Source organism: Salinicoccus sp. HZC-1, assembly GCF_046736035.1.
Classification (GTDB): Bacteria; Bacillota; Bacilli; order Staphylococcales; family Salinicoccaceae; genus Salinicoccus.
In genome coordinates this window covers 453,680-471,190 of record NZ_CP177130.1, presented here as the reverse complement: position 1 = coordinate 471,190, position 17,511 = coordinate 453,680, and the positions used below count along the sequence as shown (strand labels likewise).

General features: G+C 45.5%; 18 protein-coding genes and 1 tRNA gene. 2 read left to right on the top strand and 17 right to left on the bottom strand.

Annotated features, from left to right (window positions below; genetic code table 11):
- Positions 1–37: 37 nt before the first annotated feature.
- From gpmI to ACKRAT_RS02395, 9 genes are all read right to left on the bottom strand, one after another.
- The gene (gene gpmI, locus ACKRAT_RS02435; RefSeq protein WP_411843528.1) at positions 38–1,564 is read right to left on the bottom strand and encodes a 2,3-bisphosphoglycerate-independent phosphoglycerate mutase; all 1,527 of its coding nucleotides are present in this window, start codon (positions 1,562–1,564) and stop codon (positions 38–40) included.
- The gene (tpiA, locus tag ACKRAT_RS02430) at positions 1,561–2,316 is read right to left on the bottom strand and encodes a triose-phosphate isomerase (RefSeq protein ID WP_411843527.1); all 756 of its coding nucleotides are present in this window, start codon (positions 2,314–2,316) and stop codon (positions 1,561–1,563) included. The genes gpmI and tpiA overlap by 4 nt, the downstream gene beginning before the upstream one ends.
- 37 nt (positions 2,317–2,353) lie before the next feature.
- A complete protein-coding gene (locus tag ACKRAT_RS02425; protein WP_411843526.1) occupies positions 2,354–3,541 on the bottom strand; it encodes a phosphoglycerate kinase in 1,188 nt (395 codons plus the stop codon).
- Positions 3,542–3,642: 101 nt separating this feature from the next.
- A complete protein-coding gene (gap, locus tag ACKRAT_RS02420) occupies positions 3,643–4,647 on the bottom strand; it encodes a type I glyceraldehyde-3-phosphate dehydrogenase (RefSeq protein WP_411844396.1) in 1,005 nt (334 codons plus the stop codon).
- Between the two features lie 32 nt (positions 4,648–4,679).
- A complete protein-coding gene (locus tag ACKRAT_RS02415; RefSeq protein WP_411843525.1) occupies positions 4,680–5,705 on the bottom strand; it encodes a sugar-binding transcriptional regulator in 1,026 nt (341 codons plus the stop codon).
- A 407-nt stretch (positions 5,706–6,112) separates the two neighbouring features.
- Entirely contained in the window at positions 6,113–6,373 is a 261-nt protein-coding gene (locus ACKRAT_RS02410) for a glutaredoxin family protein (protein WP_411843524.1), read from the bottom strand.
- Between the two features lie 2 nt (positions 6,374–6,375).
- A complete protein-coding gene (locus ACKRAT_RS02405; protein ID WP_411843523.1) occupies positions 6,376–6,828 on the bottom strand; it encodes a threonine/serine exporter family protein in 453 nt (150 codons plus the stop codon).
- 12 nt (positions 6,829–6,840) lie between these two features.
- Positions 6,841–7,626 carry a threonine/serine exporter family protein gene (locus ACKRAT_RS02400; protein WP_411843522.1) on the bottom strand — a complete coding sequence of 262 codons (786 nt, stop codon included), beginning with the start codon at positions 7,624–7,626 and terminating at the stop codon, positions 6,841–6,843.
- Between the two features lie 23 nt (positions 7,627–7,649).
- Positions 7,650–7,721, bottom strand: a tRNA-Arg gene (locus ACKRAT_RS02395).
- A gap of 184 nt (positions 7,722–7,905) precedes the next feature.
- On the opposite strand from ACKRAT_RS02395, the gene clpP reads away from it, so the two are divergent.
- Positions 7,906–8,502: an ATP-dependent Clp endopeptidase proteolytic subunit ClpP gene (clpP, locus tag ACKRAT_RS02390; protein ID WP_411843521.1), complete on the top strand. Its 597-nt coding sequence runs from the start codon at positions 7,906–7,908 to the stop codon at positions 8,500–8,502.
- A gap of 211 nt (positions 8,503–8,713) precedes the next feature.
- Complete coding sequence (locus tag ACKRAT_RS02385) at positions 8,714–9,634, top strand: TIGR01777 family oxidoreductase (RefSeq protein WP_411843520.1); 921 nt, start codon at positions 8,714–8,716, stop codon at positions 9,632–9,634.
- Positions 9,635–9,712: 78 nt separating this feature from the next.
- Here the strand turns inward: ACKRAT_RS02385 and whiA are convergent, their stop codons facing one another.
- From whiA to hprK, 8 genes are all read right to left on the bottom strand, one after another.
- A complete protein-coding gene (whiA, locus tag ACKRAT_RS02380) occupies positions 9,713–10,657 on the bottom strand; it encodes a DNA-binding protein WhiA (RefSeq protein ID WP_411843519.1) in 945 nt (314 codons plus the stop codon).
- Between the two features lie 24 nt (positions 10,658–10,681).
- Positions 10,682–11,662 carry a gluconeogenesis factor YvcK family protein gene (locus ACKRAT_RS02375; RefSeq protein ID WP_411844395.1) on the bottom strand — a complete coding sequence of 327 codons (981 nt, stop codon included), beginning with the start codon at positions 11,660–11,662 and terminating at the stop codon, positions 10,682–10,684.
- The gene (gene rapZ, locus ACKRAT_RS02370) at positions 11,649–12,533 is read right to left on the bottom strand and encodes an RNase adapter RapZ (protein WP_411843518.1); all 885 of its coding nucleotides are present in this window, start codon (positions 12,531–12,533) and stop codon (positions 11,649–11,651) included. Before rapZ ends, ACKRAT_RS02375 begins: the two co-directional genes overlap by 14 nt.
- Positions 12,534–12,705: 172 nt before the next feature.
- Complete coding sequence (trxB, locus tag ACKRAT_RS02365; RefSeq protein ID WP_411843517.1) at positions 12,706–13,650, bottom strand: thioredoxin-disulfide reductase; 945 nt, start codon at positions 13,648–13,650, stop codon at positions 12,706–12,708.
- A 64-nt stretch (positions 13,651–13,714) separates the two neighbouring features.
- Positions 13,715–15,142: a tetratricopeptide repeat protein gene (locus ACKRAT_RS02360; protein ID WP_411843516.1), complete on the bottom strand. Its 1,428-nt coding sequence runs from the start codon at positions 15,140–15,142 to the stop codon at positions 13,715–13,717.
- Complete coding sequence (locus ACKRAT_RS02355; RefSeq protein ID WP_411843515.1) at positions 15,132–15,620, bottom strand: acyltransferase; 489 nt, start codon at positions 15,618–15,620, stop codon at positions 15,132–15,134. Before ACKRAT_RS02355 ends, ACKRAT_RS02360 begins: the two co-directional genes overlap by 11 nt.
- A 3-nt stretch (positions 15,621–15,623) precedes the next feature.
- A complete protein-coding gene (gene lgt / locus ACKRAT_RS02350) occupies positions 15,624–16,559 on the bottom strand; it encodes a prolipoprotein diacylglyceryl transferase (protein ID WP_411843514.1) in 936 nt (311 codons plus the stop codon).
- Complete coding sequence (gene hprK / locus ACKRAT_RS02345) at positions 16,549–17,487, bottom strand: HPr(Ser) kinase/phosphatase (RefSeq protein ID WP_411843513.1); 939 nt, start codon at positions 17,485–17,487, stop codon at positions 16,549–16,551. Before hprK ends, lgt begins: the two co-directional genes overlap by 11 nt.
- Positions 17,488–17,511 lie beyond the last annotated feature (24 nt).

Below are 17,511 nucleotides of genomic sequence, written 5' to 3'. Positions count from 1 at the left end.
GTTTATTATCTGAGAAAAATAAAGATATTACAAACTTTTATTTGATCAGGCTTTCTCCTGACATTTCTTCCGGCTGTTCCACACCCATCAGATCGAGGAGTGTCGGTGCCAGATCAGCGAGTTTTCCGCCGCTTCTCACTTCTACTCCTTCTTTTGTAACAATGACCGGTACCGGATTTGTTGTGTGGGCAGTCATCGGTTTACCGTCTTCGGACGTCACTTCATCCGAGTTGCCGTGATCCGCTGTAATGATGACCGTACCGCCCTGCGCGATGATTTCATCGGCAATCGGCCCCAGACACTCATCGACTGCTTCGATGGCTTTTACAGTAGGTTCGAGCTTACCGCTGTGACCGACCATATCCGGGTTGGCAAAGTTCAGGAGGATGAGGTCAAGGTCCTTTTTGGAGAGCTCTTCCATACATCTGTCCCGCACTTCATATGCACTCATTTCCGGCTTCAGGTCATAAGTCGGCACTTTCGGTGAGTCAATAAGCGCCCTGCGTTCCCCGTCAAATTCCTCGTAGCGTCCGCCGCTCATGAAATAAGTCACATGCGGATACTTCTCGGTTTCGGCAATACGCAATTGCTTCTTCCCGGCTTTGGCAGCCACTTCACCAATCGTGTTGATGATGTCCTTTTTTTCGAATACAACATCGGCACGGACATTTTCACTGTATTTTGTGAATGTGACGAATTTCAAATCGCTATATTTGTTTTCGATTTCGAAGCCCATGAATTCTTCATTCGTATATACTTCTGAAAGCTGGGCCGCTCTGTCCGGACGGAAATTGTAGAAGATTACCGCATCGTTGTTCATTACACCATGGTCGTAGTCGCCATCATGGCCGAACACGGCAAACGGTTTGACGAATTCATCCGAGATTCCTTCATCATAGCTCGCCTGAATACCTTCGGCTGCCGTGGCATAACGAGGACCCACACCGTTGGAAATCGTCTGGTAGGCCGTTTCCTGGCGGTCCCACCTCTGATCGCGGTCCATGGCGTAGTAGCGTCCGCTCACTGTCGCAAATTCACCGACACCGATTTCCTTAAATCGTTTTTCCGATTCCTCTACATAATTGAGCGCAGATTCCTGGTTCACATCACGCCCATCAAGAAACGCGTGGACATACACGTTTTTAACGCCTTTTTCTTTAGCTATCTTCAATATCGCAAACATGTGCTCATAGTGGGAATGCACTCCGCCGTCGCTCAGAAGACCCATGACATGAAGTGCGCTGTCATTTTCATTCACATGATCCATCGCTCCGAGCAGCACTTCATTTTCAAAGAATTCTCCGTCTTCGATGGATTTATTGATGCGGGTAAGACTCTGGTACACCACGCGTCCGGCACCGATATTCAGGTGTCCGACTTCCGAGTTGCCCATCTGGCCTTCAGGCAGGCCGACATCCATACCGCTCGCGCTGAGTTCATTATGCGGATACTTATTAAAATAATGGTCAAAGTTCGGTTTGTCGGCTGCTTTAACAGCATTCCCCTTCACTTCGTCTCTGTTGGCAAAGCCATCAAGAATAATCAGTCCCACCGGTCCAGTCATTTTTTAGCACCTTCAAGCAGCGCAGTGAAGGATTCCGGTTTGAGGGACGCACCGCCGACAAGTGCACCGTCGATGTGTTCCTGCGCCATGTATTCCTCAATATTTTCTGGTTTGACCGAACCGCCGTATTGAATGCGGATGGCTTCTGCCGTCTGGTCATCATAAAGGGAAGCAACCGTTTCACGGATGACCCCGCACATTTCGTTGGCATCGTCACTCGTTGCTGATTTGCCTGTACCGATTGCCCAGATTGGCTCATATGCGATTACCGAAGTTTTCACCTGTTCGGAAGAAAGTCCTTCAAGCGCTTTCGTCACCTGATCTTTGACACGGGATTCAGCCTGATTGCCTTCACGCTCTTCATCGGTCTCGCCGCAGCAAATGATCGGTACAAGACCTTTTTCATGCAGTGCATGCGCTTTTTTATTGATTGTTTCATCTGTTTCAGCGAAATGTTCGCGACGCTCGGAGTGGCCCACAATGACATAGTCCACGCCCAGATCTTCAAGCATTGCAGGGGAAACTTCACCTGTGAACGCACCGCTGTCTTCGAAGTGACTGTTTTCAGCACCGATGCCTAGTTCAAGATCTTTCGCTTTGGCCACCAATGATGGAAGGTGGATAAACGGTGCACAAATTGCACTTTCCACTTCATCTTTCTTTGGCAGATTGCCGAGTGCATCTATAAATTCATCCCCTTCTGAAACCGTCTTGTTCATTTTCCAGTTACCTGCTATAAATGGTGTTCTCATATACATCCTCCTAGTATCATTTTGATCTCTCTTGTTACTATTTGTCGTCTATGACCGTTAAACCAGGCAGTTCTTTGCCTTCAAGGTATTCCAGTGATGCGCCGCCGCCTGTTGAAATGTGTGAGAAATCATCCGCATAGCCGAGATCCATCGCCGCTGCAGCTGAATCTCCGCCGCCGATGATCGTCGTTGCATCATCCAGCGCCGCGATTGCTTTGCATACACCGATTGTCCCTTTGGCGAACGCCTCCATTTCAAACACACCCATTGGACCGTTCCAAACCACTGTTTTAGCACCATCAAGCACCTCTTCGAATGCTTTGATACTGCCTTCACCGATATCCAGACATTCTTTATCCGCCGGGATTTCATCGACGGATACTGTTTCATGGGCTGCATCTTCTGCGAAATCGTCCGCAGCGACTACGTCGACCGGAAGGACAATTTTGTCTCCTGCTTTTTCAAGCAATGATCCAGCCAGTTCCACTTTATCTTCCTCCAGCAGTGATTTGCCGATTTCTTTGCCCTGGGATTTCAGGAATGTGTAGGCCATGCCGCCGCCGATGATGACTTTATCCGCTTTGGACAGAACATTTTCAATGACACCGATTTTATCGGAAACTTTCGCTCCGCCGAGAATCGCCACAAACGGACGTTCAGGCGAATCGATTGCGCCCCCGATGAAGTCTATTTCTTTTTGCATAAGATAGCCGGATACTGTTTCAATGTTAGAACCGATACCTACATTGGATGCATGGCTCCTGTGTGCCGTACCAAATGCATCGTTTACGAAAACATCACCGAGAGATGCCCAGTATTTGCCGAGCTCCGGATCGTTGCCGCTTTCTTTCTTACCATCAAGGTCTTCAAAACGCGTGTTTTCAAACAGCAGAATTTCTCCGTCTTTCAGTGAGTCGATTGCCTGCTCAAGTTCTTCGCCTCTGGTATGCGGCACAAATACTACCTGCTGCCCCAGCTTTTCAGTAAGACTTTCAGCGACAGGCTGAAGCGTCAATTCTTTCTTATCTTCTTCCGCTTTCACTTTTCCAAGGTGGGAGAATAAAATGGCACGTCCACCCTGATCGAGCACATATTGAATCGTCGGGAGTGCTTGAACAATGCGGTTGTCGTTAGTTATCTCTCCGTCTGACATCGGAACATTGAGGTCAGCGCGAAGCAGCACTTTTCTGCCCTTCAGTTCTACATCTTCTACAGTCTTTTTCATTGCCTTGCCTCCTATACTTTTGTTCTATTCCATTATACCCATTGTATAAATTTAAATAAAATAAAAACGGGCGGTTCCCCGCCCGTTCTGGATTAAAAGAATTATTTATTCGTCACCATGTGATGAAGTGTTCTTACAAGCTGGGAAGTGTAAGACATTTCGTTATCGTACCATGCAACTGCACGGACAAGCTGTTTGCCGTCTACATCCATTACACGAGTCTGAGTTGCATCAAACAGTGAACCTGCTGAAATTCCGATGATATCTGAGGACACGATTTCATCTTCATTATATCCGAATGAAGGATTTTTCGCTGTTTTCATTGCTTCGTTCACTTCATCCACTGTTACGTTTTTATCAAGAACAGCTGTCACTTCAGTAAGTGAGCCTGTAGCTACCGGTACACGCTGGGCACCGCCGTCAAGTTTACCGTCAAGCTCAGGAATTACCTGTCCGATTGCTTTCGCTGCACCAGTTGAGTTTGGAACGATGTTCATCGCTGCAGCACGTGCGCGGCGGTAGTCGCCTTTCGGATGTGGCGCATCCAATGTGTTCTGGTCACCAGTGTAAGCGTGGATTGTAGTCATAAGACCGTGATTAAGGCCGAATTTGTCATTCAGCACTTTCACTACAGGAGCAAGACAGTTTGTCGTACATGAAGCTGCAGAAACAATTTCCTCTGAACCATCAAGTACGTCTTCGTTGACACCGTAAACGATTGTTTTCATGTTGCCTTTGCCGGGTGCGGAAACAAGTACTTTTTTAGCGCCCGCTTCGATGTGTTTCCTTGCACCTTCTTCGTCTGTGAAGAAGCCTGTGCATTCAAGAACGATGTCAATGTCGAGGTCTCCCCACGGAAGCTGTGCCGGGTCTTTCTGGTTGAATGATTTTACTTCATGTCCATTAATTTTAAAGCCGCCTTCGATCTGCTCGAGTTCGCCTTCAAAACGGCCCTGAGTTGTATCGTATTTCATAAGGTGTGCGAGGAAATCATCGTCAGTCAGATCGTTTACCGCTACTACTTCAATATCTTCATAATTCTGAATTACTCTTGCTGCTAATCTTCCAATACGTCCAAATCCATTAATTGCTACTCTTACCATAATATATGGCCTCCTTGATTTATATAGCTTTAGTATTAACTATTCAATAAATATTCTGCGATTGTCTCATCGATGAAAAGCAGTGTGTTTTTCGGGGCTATTTTCATATAAGCCCGGACCGCTTCTTTCTTGCTGCTTCCGCCTGCAACTGCGAAAATTGCCTGTTTACTCTCTAAATCTTCAAGCTGTAATCCAATTGTTTTCACTTTACGTAAAATATCACCTTCAGCATTAAAGTAATAACCGAACGTTTCACCGACTGCACCTTTTTCCTGCAACTGCTCGATTACATCCGGTCCGACGTTTCGTCGTTCGGCCATCATAAATGCTTCTCCGATACCATGAATCACGTAATCTGATTTACGGTTAAGCTCTGCCACTTCTTTTACAGCCGGTTCCAATTTCAGGGATTCAAGTACAGATTCACCCACGTTATCCGGTGCATACAGTACTTTGTGCTCACTTTTTGTTGCGACTGCCAAACGGCTTGCAATCGAGTTTGCCTGATTGCTCACCTCTTCGCCGAGACCGCCTCTGGCCGGGACAAATAATAATTTCCCATCCGTTGGCTTTAAGTAGTTTCCTACGTTTGCCATCGTTGAGCCGCCGGCTACAGAAATGACCGTGCCATCGAAAAACATTTTCTGAAGTTCTTCAGCCATCCGTTTGGATAATTCCTTTTGAAGTTCTGGATTGCCATCTGCATCTCCGCGAACAATGAAAAAGCCCTTTAAGCCAAATTTCTCTTTTAACCCGCGTGCAAGATCGGCACGGCGGTCGATTGTTGTAATATATGGAGATAACTCTTCCATTACATCAATACCCGCTTGCGAGATGGCTATGCCTCTTTTATCAATTAAAATTAACCCCAGAGACTGCAGTCTGTCCACTTCTTTACGCAATACTCTTTCAGTCAAGTCCAGTTTTTTGGCAAGGGTCCGCCTGCCGATCGGCTGATTCGCTTCTATCCGCTTCAACAATTCGAAGCGTTTCAAAAGTTCATCTATGGCTTCCGGAGCGATGCGTCTTTGAATGTCCAACAATCTTTGCCACACGGGCATCAACACCTCTCGCCACTGTGAGACTCATTGTGTCCCACTAGGGACAAAAAAATAACTACATGATTAATATAGCATATATATTAAAAAATGCAATTATTTCTAACTGGATGAGCTACGCCATCACTAAAGTAACGGGTTTCTAGGAACACTCATAACTTAGTTTGCCCGTTACAGGACAGACCAGCGGTTTAAGCTATCTTACTAAGGCTCGCTCCGAGCCAATATTTTTTAACTGTAAATCAAGATAGGCTTGGTTTTCGCCTATCTAAAGTATACCATTACAACACTGTAGGCTGACTGTAGGCTGAAATGTTTAATTAAAATTCAGGTCGTCCGAGACGAAATTCACCCTATGATTGAAACCATAGGTTTTCTTTCTGAAGACCTCGAATAAAATTTGTTGATATCTACCTTTTACCCAAATATTCTTTTAAGTAATCATACACTTGTACAAAATCAATGAGCCCTTCCTGGACGACTTCTCCCTCATGCTTCAAAACAGGCACCCGGACCATGTATTCTTCCTGCAGTGCATCATCTTCATCTATATCAATTGGAATCAATTTCACTCTGTTGAATCTCAGTTCTGATAATGCCAATTTAATCTGTTCACGTCCATTATCGCAAAGCTCGCAGTTTTTTCTCGTATAATACTCCAGCTCTATCATGCCTAAGCCTCTTTCTTATTAATTTTATTCTTTATTGACTGTAATACCTGGTCAGCCATTTCAGTGCTGATGATACCCAGGGCGATGGCTCCGGATACCAATGCCGCTTCAAAGGCAAATCCCTGCGCTTCCATATACTGATCCATGACAACGTGGCGCATGGCTTCATACGCCGTTCCTCCGGGTACGAGAGGGATAATCCCGCATGTAATAAAAACTATGATCGGCATTTTCATTATCCGGGAATTAAAAAGCGCAACCGCCGTCAGGAATACGGCTCCGAAATATGATGCCAGTACAGGGTCCGTCCCGCCTTCACGGAACAGATAGAATACAATCCATCCGACAGCGCCGGTCACGCCGCAGTTGATGAGCGCACGTCTCGGTGCATTGAACAGGATGCCAAATCCGGCGGAGGCAAAGAAACTCGCGATTAACTGATATACATATATCATTAAAATACCCTCCTACGACAGCATGAATACGAGCCCGACACCCGCACCGATGGCTACGGCTGTCAGTGCAGCTTCTGCACCTTTGATGATACCGGCAAGCAGATGGCCGCGGATCATCTCCCGTATCGCATTTGTAATCAAAACACCCGGGACCAGCGGCATCACACTTGCGATGACGATCGTATCAAGCATCCCGCCCGGTCCATATTCTACATATATAATCCCGACGAGGCCGATAAATAATGCCGCGAAAAACTCCGTAAAGAATTTAAGCTTCGTATAGCGGAGCAGACCTTCCATTATAAGTACTCCGCCGGCGCCGCCGATAAATGCCCCGGCTACATCACCTAATGCCCCTTCAAATAAATAGAGGAACATGATGCCGATGATTCCCCCCGAAAGCACGAGCAGCCAGAAAGGGAACATCCGTGCTTCATGGATGGTCTCAAGCTGGTCTATCGCCTTTTTGAGCGGCAGGCCGCCTGATATTCTGCGGGAAAGGTTGTTGATGCTGTCCACCTTTTCCAGATTGTTGGCACGTTCCTCGATGCGGACGGTCTGTGTCAGCGCATAATCGTTCATAGAAAAAATAATGACCGTGGGAGTAACGAATACTTGAGAATTTTCAATACCGTACCTGGACGCAATGCGTGCCATTGTGTCTTCAATACGGTAGGTCTCCGCTCCATTTTCCAGCAATATTTTCCCGCTGTTTATCGCAATGTAAAATACATCCCGTACGAAGTCATCACTATAGACTCTGTCTGGAGCTTCAATAATTTCAAGTTCGCCACTCACACGGCCCACCTCGATTCAATTTACACCCCCGGAGAGAATCGAACTCCCATCTCAAGAACCGGAATCTTACGTGTTATCCATTACACCACGGGGGTATGCTGTTAATAAAAGCTATTAAAGCAAATACAGTATAGCAATAATCCAGCATGAATAAAAGCCCTAAAATTACTCTTTTCAGGCTGTTTATTTTCGAGCTTTTTCTTTTGACCTTATTTGACTAATATGATATAACATAATTAGTAAATGATGAAACAGCAAATTATCAGGAGGTAATATAAAATGAACTTAATCCCTACAGTCATTGAACAGACAAACCGCGGAGAACGCGCATATGACATTTATTCCAGACTTCTCAAAGACAGAATCATCATGATCGGTACAGGCATTGATGATAACGTGGCCAACTCAGTTGTCAGCCAGCTGTTATTCCTGCAGGCTCAGGATGCTGAAAAAGATATCTATCTTTATATCAACTCACCGGGCGGCAGCGTAACTGCAGGCATGGCAATTTACGATACAATCCAGCACATCAAACCCGATGTGCAGACAATCTGCCTCGGCATGGCAGCTTCAATGGGGTCATTCCTGCTTGCAGCAGGTGCAAAAGGCAAACGTTTCGCACTTCCAAACGCGGAAGTGATGATTCACCAGCCACTTGGCGGCGCACAGGGACAGGCGACAGAAATCGAAATCGCAGCGAAACACATCCTTAGAACACGCGAAAAACTGAACCAGATCCTTGCAGACCGTACAGGTCAGCCACTTGAAAAAATCGAAAGAGACACAGACCGCGACAACTTCATGACAGCAGCCGAAGCAAAAGAATACGGCCTGGTTGACGAAGTAATGGAACCGGAAAAACTAAATGAAAAATAATTGAGAAATTTGATTGAGAAAATGCGAAACCCCGAACGAATGGGGTTTTGCATTTTTATTTTGAGTGGATATCCGGAGGGAACACCGGCAGCTGTCTCCTGTTCTTTGACCGCTAACCCCACTTGCCAGCCCCGCTCCCCAAATTTTTTGCACATTTCCTGATTACCTATATGCGAACGAGGTTATAATGTAGTGAGGGAGGCGTTTAAATATGAACGTACTGATAACAGGCGGCACCGGCTTTATCGGTGGAAAACTTACTGAAATTATTAAAGAGGAACGGGATCATGTCTATATCCTGACCAGAGGAGACCACCAGGCTGAACATCCTTATATCCATTATGTTAAATACAACCCGGATGACCCGGATGATAATGCATGGATGCGCGACATGCCAAAGAAAATCGATATTGTCTATAATCTTGCAGGAGCTTCTCTCCAAAATAAGTGGACCGAGGAATACAAAGAGGAAATTCTGGATTCCAGACTCAGCGTGACCCGGCTCTTGAATAAGTGGATTGCACACGCTGAAATCAAACCGGACACTTTTGTGAATGCGAGCGCGATTGGCTATTATCCCGTGAGCAAAAGCGCGAGATTCGATGAGAACGACACATTTGCCGCCCATGATTTCCTGTCTTCTGTTGTGGTCGCATGGGAAAAAGAAGCCTTGAAAATTTCGGAATACGGCGTGCGTGTCGTGTGTGCAAGATTCGGATTGATTCTTGATGATGAAGCGGGTGCACTGCCACAGATGGTTACACCATATAAATTTGGAGCAGGCGGCAAGCTTGGCAGCGGTGAACAGTGGTACAGCTGGATTCATATCGACGATCTTTTAAACGCTATGCTTTTCGTTGGTGTAAATGATGAAATCTCAGGCCCTGTAAATATGACTTCACCGATGCCACTTAGGCAAAAGCAGTTTTCCATTTACCTGGGTTCCGTACTCGGCAAACCCAACTTCTTCACAACCCCTGGATTCCTGCTGGAAAAACTGCTTGGCGAGCAATCCATCCTTGTACTTAAAGGGCAGTATGTCATCCCTGAAGTATTAATGAAAAATGATTTCAAATTTATATTTCCGACGTTGGAAGTCGCACTGGAAGACCTGTTTGATTCGGAAGTCTGATAAAAGGATTCCAATAATAAAGCACCAGATCCGGACGAAATATGTTCTTCCGGATCTGGTGCTTTTTGTATACTGGTATTAAAATGTGACTTCTTCGCCTTTCCTTAACTGATCGGCGATTTTATCGAGTTTCCTTAACCGATGATTGATGCCTGACTTAGAAATGGCACCGGTGGACATCATCTCGCCCAGCTCTTTTAAAGAGACCTCCTGATGTTCCACCCGGAGTTTTGCAATTTCCCTGAGTCTTTCAGGCAGTTCTTCCAGTCCGATTTCCGAATCGATGAAATGGATATTCTCCACCTGTCTCATTGCAGCCCCGATGGTTTTATTCAAATTTGCTGTTTCGCAGTTGACCAGACGGTTGACCGAGTTCCGCATATCGCGGACGATACGCACATCTTCAAATTTAAGCAGCGCCTGGTAGCCGCCGATCAGACTGAGGAACTCCGCAATCTTCTCCGCCTCTTTCAAATACGTAATATATCCACGCTTGCGCTCAATATATTTTGCATTCAGTTCATAACCATTCATCAGTTCAGCAAGACTCTCTGCATGCTCTTCATATAGCGAGAAAATCTCCAGATGATATGCGGATGTTTCCGGGTTATTTACTGAGCCGCCTGCTAAAAATGTGCCGCGAAGATAACTTCTGATACAGCATTCTTTCTTTTTGATCTCATCACTGATTGTATGGGAGAGGACCCCGTTTTTCATAATATCAAGGTCTTCTAAAACAAGTTTGCTGTCTTTTTTGATCCGGCATATATATACGTTATTTTTCTTCAGTTTCATCTTCCTGCGTACAAGAAGTTCAATTACTACACCGTAAACCTCTTTGATTAAACTGAAAATCCTTCTCGCTATTGCGGCATTTTCGGTTTGGATGTTAATAATCCATTCACCGTTAAAATGACTGAGCGCCCCGTTCATTTTAATGAGTGCGGAAAGTTCACTTTTTTTGCAGCACGTATCCACTTCGATCCTTGTCAATTCGTTCTTCATTTCAGAAGCAAATGACATGCAATCACGCCCTTAAATATTGTCTTATTTCTTATATTGTAAAGTGCTGATTTCTTTTAGAGCGATGTCGTAAATTTTATCTGCCAGCACTTTATTATTATGTCTTACCGCACCCTGATCGTCTATGTGTACAAGACGGGAGTCTGTTACGATCTTAACACCCATCTCTTCAAGGCGCTCACTGTCACTATCAACAACAGTCATACCATTTCTATCATAGTAGTCTGATATCTGCCCTTTGATATTTTCTTCGTTAAGTATAATGAAATCCATCACATTTTCACCCATATGGAAATTAATCGCTTCCAGGTGATCAGCAGCAGTATAATCCACCGTTTCGCCGACCTGTGTCATGATATTGGAAACATAGACCTTTATACCTTCTGAATTTATTATCGCTTCTTTCATCCCGGCAGGAATCAGATTGGGGATAATACTTGTATACAGACTGCCCGGGCCGAAGACGACGACATCCGATTCTTCCACAGCCTGAATCGCTTCCGGTGTTGCGACCGTTTCATTGGGAATCAGATACACTTCTTCAATTTTCTGCTGTACTTCCGGAATGTAACTTTCTCCGACAATGATCGAGTTGTCCTCCATCCGGGCTGCAAGCTTGGGGCTGATGTTCGTTGACGGAACCACCGTCCCCTTTACGTTTAAGATTTTGCTCAATTCTTTAACTGCCATAGCGAAATCGCCCGTCATGTCATACATTGCAGCGAGCATCAAGTTACCGAGTGCATGACCGCCGAGTGCATCCTTGTTGAATCTGTATGTAAACAGATTTTCCAATTTTGTTTCCACATCACTCAGAGCGCTCATGACATTCCTGATATCCCCCGGCGCAGGCATATCAATCTGATCACGGATGATTCCGGTTGAACCGCCGTCATCCGCTACTGATACGATTGCTGAGATATCCACAGGGTATTGTCTCAATCCTCTTGCCAATACGCTGAGACCCGTCCCGCCACCGACGAGTGTTATTTTAATTTTCTTCATACGCTGTGCTTTGGACCGGTGCATCACGGTGCACTGCTTTCATTTTGAAATCGAAAGGCTCGGAAAGATCTTTTGCAAGCTGTTCAGCAAGAGTAACTGAACGGTGCTGGCCTCCTGTGCAACCGATGGCAATTACAACCTGGGACTTCCCTTCCTTCATGAATTGCGGCAGCATATATTTCAGCAAGTCGAGCAATTTAGCGTAAAATGTGCGTGTCTCCTGCCATTTCATCACATAATCGGAGACGGGTTTGTCCAAACCGGTAAGTGGTTTCAAATCATCCACATAATGCGGATTAGGAAGGAAACGCACATCAAAAACGAGGTCCGCGTCAATCGGGATGCCGTGTTTAAAGCCGAAACTCATAATGTTGACGTTGAACGGAGACTGGTTTTCTCCGCTTCCATGTTCAAATATTTTATTTCTGAGGGATTTTTCAGTCGTTTCCGATGTATCGATAATTCGGTTTGCACGGCCTTTAAGTTCTGAGAGCAGGCCGCGTTCAACGTGGATTGCATCCAGCACATTCAATGTATTGTCGATTGGATGCGCCCGGCGCGTTTCTTTGTATCTGTTTACCAGTATTTCATCAGAGGCATCGAGGAATATGATTTCAAGGACAATTTCATTGTTGTCCCGGAGCACTTCAATTTCTGAAACCAGACTTTCAAAAAATTCCTTCCCTCTAAGGTCAATTCCAAGCGCCACACGCTCCATCTGGCCATCCGTCGTCTTCATCAATTCCACTACTTTAGGCAGCAGAATCGGCGGCAGATTGTCGATACAGAAATACCCCATATCTTCAAGTGCCTGAATAGCTACAGATTTACCTGAGCCGCTCATGCCTGTTAAAATTTTCAGCTCTTTCACTCGCCCCACATCCTCCTGATATTCTTAAGGTTACTTTACACTAATTTCGATCATTTAAAAAGTTTTGGCAATATATTATGATACTATCCGACGGGTTTGTTTTCAATGTAACGGCTCAAATTCCGCACGAAAAAAAGCCCTCTGACACTTGGGCCAGAGGGGATAAATTCATTTATTTGGATTCCTGCATATCCGCAAGTTTTTCAATATAATGCTGTGCGTTCTGGGCTGCAATACTGCCGTCGCCCGTCGCCGTGACGATCTGGCGGAGCGTTTTCTCGCGTACGTCGCCTGCAGCAAAGATGCCCGGAATTGCCGTTTCCATCTCATCGTTTGAATCGACATAACCCTGTTCAGTCAGTATACCCAATCCTCCGAATGGTGAAGTGAGTGGTTTCATACCCACGTATACGAATACGCCGTCTGCTTCATAGTCATAGATCGAGCCGTCTTTTTTGTTGAGCAGTGTGACACTCTCCACCCTGCTGTCACCATTGATTGTCTGAATTTCTGTATCCCAGATAAATTCAATCTTATCGTTTTTAAATGCACGGTCCTGAAGAATCTTCTGCGCTCTTAATTCATCTCTTCTGTGAACAATTGTCACTTTGCTCGCAAACTTAGTCAGGAATACGCCTTCCTCAACAGCAGAGTCTCCGCCGCCGATGACAACCAGTTCTTTTTCTTTGAAAAATGCGCCGTCACATACGGCACAGTAACTCACACCGCGTCCGCCGAGTGCATCTTCACCTTCGATGCCGATTTTTTTGTATTCTGCACCTGTCGCAATAATTACTGTTTTTGTCTTAATATCTTCGGAGCTTGTTTTAAGAATTTTAATATCTCCGTCGATTTCAACAGATTTGATATCGCCGTATTTATATTCAGCACCGAAGTTCCGGGAGTGCTCAAACATCTTAGTGGAGAGTTCCGGTCCTGTTATAAAATCGAATCCAGGGAAGTTTTCAACCTCTTCCGTGTTCGCCATCTGTCCGCCTGGCATGCCGCGTTCCAGCATAACAGTCTTCAGGTTTGCACGGGAAGCGTATAACGCAGCCGTCATTCCTGCGGGCCCCGCACCTATGATAACTACATCATAAATATTTTCTTCAGCCATGATAATTACTCCTTTATCTCATAATCATTCCTATATATTATAAATGCTGGCGTGCAATATTTCATTAAATGTGCTTGATTTTTTCTATTGCCTTGTTCAAACGGTAAATACTCGTATTAAACTGTTCCACCAGTGACTTCTTGGTAATCTTTCTGTCTCGTTTATGGAAGTGCATCGTCGCCGCTGCGAGTGCGTGAGTATCTTCGACGTCTTCTTTACGGTCATACAGATCGTGGAATGTTTCAATCCAGGCCAGCTGGTCCACTTCATTTACAAAACCGGCACCTCTCAATGCCTCCAGTCCTTTGTGCATACGTCCCAGCCTTACAAGCTTCAATCCCTGGAACAGAAAGGAAATGTAGAGTTTCTCATAGTCTTCCAAAGACTCGATCGTCTCCCATACTTCATGCCCGAGAATCGCATCTCTTGGTTCAACGTTATATATCTTATATATCCCAAGCAGCCGTTTATACACATCGTCATCTTTTAAATACTCAAGTTCCAGCTGCGTAATCCGCTCGGCAGCCTCATGTTTTTTCCATGGGGTGAACGCTTCATCCACCGGATGGAAGGTCTGCATTTTCTCCCAGAACATTTCCGCTTCCTCACGGTTACCCATGTGGTAGCTGGAGTGGCTCAGGGCATGCAGCAGCTGGAAACTGACAAACGCCTGCTTTTTATACAGCGGAAACAGCAGTTCATAGGAACGCTCATACTTTTTAAGGAAGTTCAGCACCAGTCCCACTTTAAACCGCGCATCATCGTCCAGCGGCTGTACGACTTCCATTTTTTTAAGAAACGCACTGTACTTCTCCTGCTCGCCCGTATGATAATAGAGCAGCGTCATGTGGCTCAGGGCGTGCATGTCTGTCTGATCTTCCTTCAAAAGCTGTTCAAGCAGAGTATGGGCCTCTTCATATCTGTTCAGGAATAAAGATGCCATCGCCTTCAAGTTTCTGAACTCGCGTTCTTCCTGAATCTCAACAGGTATGGAAGACAGGAATTCGAGTGCTTCATCGATTCGGGCATTCATGAAAAGGTGCTGGAACAGATGCTGACCTGTGAAACGATCCGCTTCTTTTTCAACTTCATCCTCATCATCAATGCTCACTTCGAACATATTTTCAAGCTCTTCATCATATCCTGAATCCGGTTCATGCTTCATATACTGTACACCAAAAAGGAATGCTTTGTTCGGATCATTCATGATGATATACAGCTGACTCAATATAAAATAAAATTCAGCATCATACTGATGCTGAATGAACTCATTGATCAATATATGTTCCGCTTCCGCCCCACGGCCGACTTCAGCAAGTAAGTAGGCATACTGAGAAAGATACGCCAAGTTGTTACCTTCAAGTTCAATCGCCTTTTGGAAACTCCTCAGAGCATCATGTTTATTATTTTGTCCTGATTTTTTTACCCCCTGGTTAAAATGGAACTCGCCATTTTGATTGAAGGGGATTATTTTTCTATTATCATTCATCATTCCTGCTCCTTATTACAAGCGGGTTCCCGTAGCAAATTGAATGGTCCGGAACATCTTTTGAAACAATGCTCCCAGCACCGACAATTGCGTGATTTCCAATCACCACACCCGGCAGAATCGTCACGTTCGCACCCACCATCGTGTCATTGCCGATTTTTACGTCGCCGACACGATATTCATCGATCAGATATTCATGGGTCAATATTACTGTATTATACCCGATTATACTATTTTTGCCAATTCGAATGCGTTCCGGATACATCAGATCGGGCATCGCCTTATATGCCAGCGAAACGTTCGGCCCAAGCTTCATTCCGAGCATTTTCCGATACAGAAGGTGTTTGAATTTCGTGGAAGGAGAATAACGCCCGAGTTCGATAAATATGAAGTTTTTAACCACTTTAACTCTGGAGATGGTTTGATACATATTCCACAGCGGATTGATTCTGCCCGCCTTTTTGATCTCGAGTCTTCTCATAGGTTATCTTCCTTTTTTGCGATTTTTATGCTTTTTGCTTTTGGATTTTCTCTGATTGCTGTTTTTACGCGGCTGCGCATTTGATTTATTGTTTTTCCGGTGCGGGTTGCGTCCGCCCTCTGTATATATGCCCTGCACATTACCGTACTTCGGAAGATCATACTTCATCTCCCTGTAGATCCAGATGACTACCGCAAGCACAATGAGCATGATGGAAATCACCTGGGCGGTGCGGAGTACATCCCCGATCATCAAGCTGTCTGTCCGCATTCCCTCTATAAAGAACCTGCCTGCTGAATAATAGATGAGATAGAGCAGTATCGTCTGTCCGATTTTGAGCTTTGGACGCAGCAGAATCAAAATGACGAATCCGATGATGTTCCAAACGGACTCATACAGGAATGTCGGGTGGTAGTATGTACCATCGATGTACATCTGATTAATGATGAATTCAGGCAGTCTCAGTGATTCCAGAAAGCTGCGTGTCACTTCACCGCCGTGCGCCTCCTGGTTCATGAAGTTGCCCCAGCGGCCGATGGCCTGGCCGAGAATCAAACTGGGTGCTGCAATATCCGCTATCCGGAAGAAACTGTATCCCTTCACACGGCAGAATATATAGCCTGCCAGGCCGCCGCCGATCAGGCCGCCGTGGATTGCCATACCGCCTTCATTGATCATGATGATATCGATCGGATTCTGGCCGTAGTAGTCCCACTGGAATATTACATAATACAGTCTGGCCCCTATAATTGAAAAGATGATAATATAAAACATCAAATCCATGAACATGCCTTCAGGGAGGCCCCGTCTGTTGGCTTCGCGGTCTGCGATATAGAAGCCGAGCAGCATGCCTGCCGCAATGATGATGCCGTACCAATGTATTTCGAGCGGACCCAGGTCCAGCGCAACCGGATTTAATGGCGGTGTACTAAATATCATCCTTGATACCCCCGTTGGAGCGGATCTGGGCATTCAGTCTGTCATTGAATTCCTCCGCTGCGTTATATCCCATGTATTGCATGCGATGGTTCATCGCAGCCACTTCAATGATACCCGCTAAACTTCTGCCCGGACGGATCGGAATCGTCTTCTGATCTATTTCCGTATCCAGAATTTTTATCTTCTTCTGGTCCAGACCAAGGCGCTCATATGTCTTGTTCGATTCCCACGGTTCAAGATTGACATTCAGCATGACACGTTTTTCCTCGAGAATACTGCCTGCACCGAACAATGTCATCACGTTGATGATTCCCAGACCGCGGATTTCCAGCAGGTTCTGAATCAGGGCCGGGGCTGAACCCATCAATACATTTTTGCTCACCTGCTTGATTTCCACATTATCATCTGCAACCAGCCGATGACCGTTCTTCACAAGTTCCAGTGCAGTCTCACTTTTACCGACGCCGCTTTCCCCGGTAATCAGTACACCGATCCCATATATATCCACGAGTACACCGTGCATGTTTGTTTCCGGTGCCAGTGCTTTCTCCAGGAAATTGGATATTCTGCCGATAAAATTTGTCGTACTGTCTTCCGTAATGAGCAAAGGGGTGTGAGTCTGATTGCAGGCTTCAATCAATTCCAGCGGCGCATATAAATTACGCGTCACGATAATGCATGGTGTTTCCCTGCGGCAAAGACGCTTGCAGCGGTCTTCCCTTTCTTCATCCGTCAGCATTCTCTCAAAGAATGAAGTTTCACTCATTCCGAGTACCTGGACCCGGTCGGAAGAATAGTGTGAGAAATACCCCGCGACTTCCAGACCCGGACGTGAAACGTCTATATTTACAATCTCTTTATCGAGACCATCATTTCCGGCTTTGACCCTCAGATCAAATTTTTCTACTAACGCTCGTACTGTGAGCATATTGTCACCTCGGCTTTTTTATAA

Bases quoted from the DNA above. Each gene is read 5' to 3' on its own strand.
- gpmI (WP_411843528.1), bottom strand. From the start codon at position 1,564: ATGACTGGACCGGTGGGACTGATTATTCTTGATGGCTTTGCCAACAGA.
- tpiA (WP_411843527.1), bottom strand. From the start codon at position 2,316: ATGAGAACACCATTTATAGCAGGTAACTGGAAAATGAACAAGACGGTT.
- ACKRAT_RS02425 (WP_411843526.1), bottom strand. From the start codon at position 3,541: ATGAAAAAGACTGTAGAAGATGTAGAACTGAAGGGCAGAAAAGTGCTG.
- ACKRAT_RS02415 (WP_411843525.1), bottom strand. From the start codon at position 5,705: ATGCCCGTGTGGCAAAGATTGTTGGACATTCAAAGACGCATCGCTCCG.
- ACKRAT_RS02410 (WP_411843524.1), bottom strand. From the start codon at position 6,373: ATGATAGAGCTGGAGTATTATACGAGAAAAAACTGCGAGCTTTGCGAT.
- ACKRAT_RS02405 (WP_411843523.1), bottom strand. From the start codon at position 6,828: ATGATATATGTATATCAGTTAATCGCGAGTTTCTTTGCCTCCGCCGGA.
- clpP (WP_411843521.1), top strand. From the start codon at position 7,906: ATGAACTTAATCCCTACAGTCATTGAACAGACAAACCGCGGAGAACGC.
- ACKRAT_RS02385 (WP_411843520.1), top strand. From the start codon at position 8,714: ATGAACGTACTGATAACAGGCGGCACCGGCTTTATCGGTGGAAAACTT.
- whiA (WP_411843519.1), bottom strand. From the start codon at position 10,657: ATGTCATTTGCTTCTGAAATGAAGAACGAATTGACAAGGATCGAAGTG.
- ACKRAT_RS02375 (WP_411844395.1), bottom strand. From the start codon at position 11,662: ATGAAGAAAATTAAAATAACACTCGTCGGTGGCGGGACGGGTCTCAGC.
- trxB (WP_411843517.1), bottom strand. From the start codon at position 13,650: ATGGCTGAAGAAAATATTTATGATGTAGTTATCATAGGTGCGGGGCCC.
- ACKRAT_RS02360 (WP_411843516.1), bottom strand. From the start codon at position 15,142: ATGATGAATGATAATAGAAAAATAATCCCCTTCAATCAAAATGGCGAG.
- ACKRAT_RS02355 (WP_411843515.1), bottom strand. From the start codon at position 15,620: ATGAGAAGACTCGAGATCAAAAAGGCGGGCAGAATCAATCCGCTGTGG.
- lgt (WP_411843514.1), bottom strand. From the start codon at position 16,559: ATGATATTTAGTACACCGCCATTAAATCCGGTTGCGCTGGACCTGGGT.
- hprK (WP_411843513.1), bottom strand. From the start codon at position 17,487: ATGCTCACAGTACGAGCGTTAGTAGAAAAATTTGATCTGAGGGTCAAA.